Origin of the sequence: Ruoffia sp. FAM 24228, from assembly GCF_045528575.1 — a bacterium.
GTDB lineage: Bacteria > Bacillota > Bacilli > Lactobacillales > Aerococcaceae > Ruoffia > Ruoffia halotolerans.
Window position 1 is genome coordinate 1 of record NZ_JBGQQZ010000114.1, and the last position, 2,760, is coordinate 2,760.

A 2,760-nucleotide genomic window follows, 5' to 3' on the forward strand; every position below is an offset into this window, starting at 1 on the left:
CCTTAACTTTTGAAGAAGAAAAAGTGATCAACAAACAATTAAATACTAAAGTCGCATAAAAAAAGGTAGAAAGCATTTAAGCTTTCTACCTCGGAAATCTCTGACCAACACGATTTGACAAAGAACCATATTACAACTCAACTAGTGGATTATACGAGCAACTCAGCATTACCACAATCTACCGATACAGAAGTAGTTGCATCTGATATGAGGGTTTTAACTCAAGAAGAAGCGATTGAATATGCCCATGATCATCCAGAATTAGTTGAACAATTTAGATCCGTAATAGAAGATGGATACGGCGAATTCCATAATTTTACTGATGAACAATTAGCTGCATTGCCTGAGGACGCATACTTTAATACTCTCGTTCTTCATAAAACAAGTATGCCAACTGGCGGAGATCCCTCAACTACTGCGCATCTTCTTTCGACCCTATACCCTGAAATACTTGGAACATTCACTGGTCCGGAACTTAAAGCAGAAAGTGCGCTTGATAATCCAATTGATTTGATCGATATCGATGGTGTGCTTGAAGAATTACAAAAACCAAATGCATTAAACGAGAGCTTGTCTTATAACGAAGCTCAAGCTATCGTAGACCAAATTATCGCAAATATCTTAGAAAACCATCATAATTATACACCTAATAACCGGGGAGCTTTTAATAATACCCTTCAGGATTACCTGCCGGGGAGCTTCTCAACTGGCCAAACCCTTGCGATTCCTGATTTTTTCTATACTTATATCGATAGTCTAAATGCTGCACATAGTTCAACTGTCCCAACAACTAATACGAATACTGACTATTCAGTTGATATGTCTGAATTAAATGGACGACACTTATTCGAAAGTTTTCAACCTAATTTCAAACAAATAGAAATTGACTTTTCAACTGGACAGCTGTCATACCAAGGTAGTGTCGCTAATGACCCTGGTCTTTACAATGTAAGAGTTGAAAATAATGAAGTACGAAATATAAACGTTGCACACTTTGATGAAGCGAGCAGTCGAAATGTTTCCGCAGTAACTAATTTGATTATTCAAGGAGAGACAGCTCATTACAGATTAGGTACTAACGCTGCATACCTTTTCAATAATAGTGACGGAGGCATTTCACTTGCACTACCCGATTTAAAGAATGAATTACAAAATGTCGATCAACAAACTTGGATTGAATATCAAATGATTGAGTAGTAGTTTTTAAAATTTTCTAATCAATAGAAAAATAGAGTTGATGTTATTTATTTACCATCAACTCTTTTTATTATTGGATTCCTTTTTAATGGTCAGCCTAAAATGTTTAATTTTATAAAGCAACATTTATCAGCGAAAATATTTAATGTATAAGATTGCTATTATACTTTTTTTCACCTAGATGACATTATATTTTTATATAGAAAGGCCAATTTACATATATTAATTCGATTAGAAATACTTTTATTATATCTAACAGCCATACTTACCAAAAGGAATTTTACTAATTATTTTTAAGTTAAACAAACTAATTAAATTCATAATATTCGTAAATATAATCACTACGTTTATTCAGAGTCTTGATACAGAATATTACCTTCTAGTGATCTCAATAATTTTTTCATTCCAAATGATTGTTCAGGTGATGATAACCTATTAATATACCGAGTTGATCGACCTTTACCTGTAACTTCGATGACATTTTTTTCGATAAAAGTTTTATTGTATTTCGAATAATATGATTTTCCATCGATAAATTTTTAAAGCATAAATTTGATTGAAGGTTTACTTCGTTGCACGTTTATCCGTTTCAATACGAATGAATTCAGGTAAGTAATTTGGTGTACATCCTTTTGAAACAAAATCACCTTTGTATAATTCTGTCTCCTCACCTAGAGAAACACAACGGTCGCGCAAGGTTTCATCATAAACTCCAATCCAACCTGCAGTAAAATTCATCGCCCACTGAACTTCTGGCTCTTCGTCCATAATTCTTTCTTCGATATCTTCTAGCAGCGCTTCAGTATCATCCGTCATATTCTTTCCTGTCCAGCGTAGACGCCCTTGATAACTCCAGAAAGCGCGGCGTTGCAGGACAATCGAACTGTCTTTCCAAGATTCTAAAATGGCTTTTTCTCGCTTAGTTTTTGTTAAATGATTTGTCATTAGCCAGTCCATTAAATTATTACGCTCATCATAAGTATGTATTGCCATATCTAGACAAAGAGCATCCAGGACTTCTTCTGAAAGTTCTTTTTTATCCATAATGAGGATGGCTAAAAGTCTTGGCTTAAACTCTTCACTCTCCCATAATTCTAGTGCTAAATCATGATCTTTTTTTATTTCTTTAGCTATTTTTCTTAAGTCGCCTAGTTTCGTATCCGGCTTTATTTCAGCTAGTAATTCTTTAGCTTTAGTTGTCATAATTCGACTCCTTTGTATTTGAAATCTTTGTTCTCGCGAATTAATTATATCATATTCAAAACCAACTCATTTAAAATGTGAACTTGAGACAAATGTGTGTGTCATTTGGCTTGAGTTGGCCAAACTAAAGACGAATGGCAATTCCATTTGGCGTGAGATAAGCAAACTAAAGACGAATGGCAATTCCATTTGGCTTGAGTTGGCCAAACTAAAGACGAATGACAACTCCAATTGTGTCAAGTCCATAATCTTGTGTAAAAGTCTCAATGTAGTTATATCATCTGGTCATCATGCACATTACACTTGTAAGAATGTCCGAGCGTTATTTTCCCAATTTTCGTGGAAATCAATTAATATCGA

General features: G+C 34.3%; 2 protein-coding genes. One reads left to right on the top strand and one right to left on the bottom strand.

Annotation, left to right across the window (positions count from 1 at the left end):
* The first annotated feature begins 114 nt into the window (after nt 1–114).
* Nucleotides 115–1,197 (top strand): hypothetical protein, encoded by a 1,083-nt coding sequence (locus tag ACEN33_RS12045; RefSeq protein ID WP_407095186.1) that lies wholly within the window; start codon nt 115–117, stop codon nt 1,195–1,197.
* Nucleotides 1,198–1,761: 564 nt separating this feature from the next.
* Here ACEN33_RS12045 and ACEN33_RS12050 read toward each other — a convergent pair.
* Nucleotides 1,762–2,400, bottom strand: coding sequence for a DNA alkylation repair protein (locus ACEN33_RS12050; RefSeq protein ID WP_407089498.1), 639 nt, complete (start codon nt 2,398–2,400; stop codon nt 1,762–1,764).
* Nucleotides 2,401–2,760: the final 360 nt, after the last annotated feature.

Coding starts and splice junctions, on each gene's coding strand:
- ACEN33_RS12050 (WP_407089498.1), bottom strand. CDS start 2,400: ATGACAACTAAAGCTAAAGAATTACTAGCTGAAATAAAGCCGGATACG.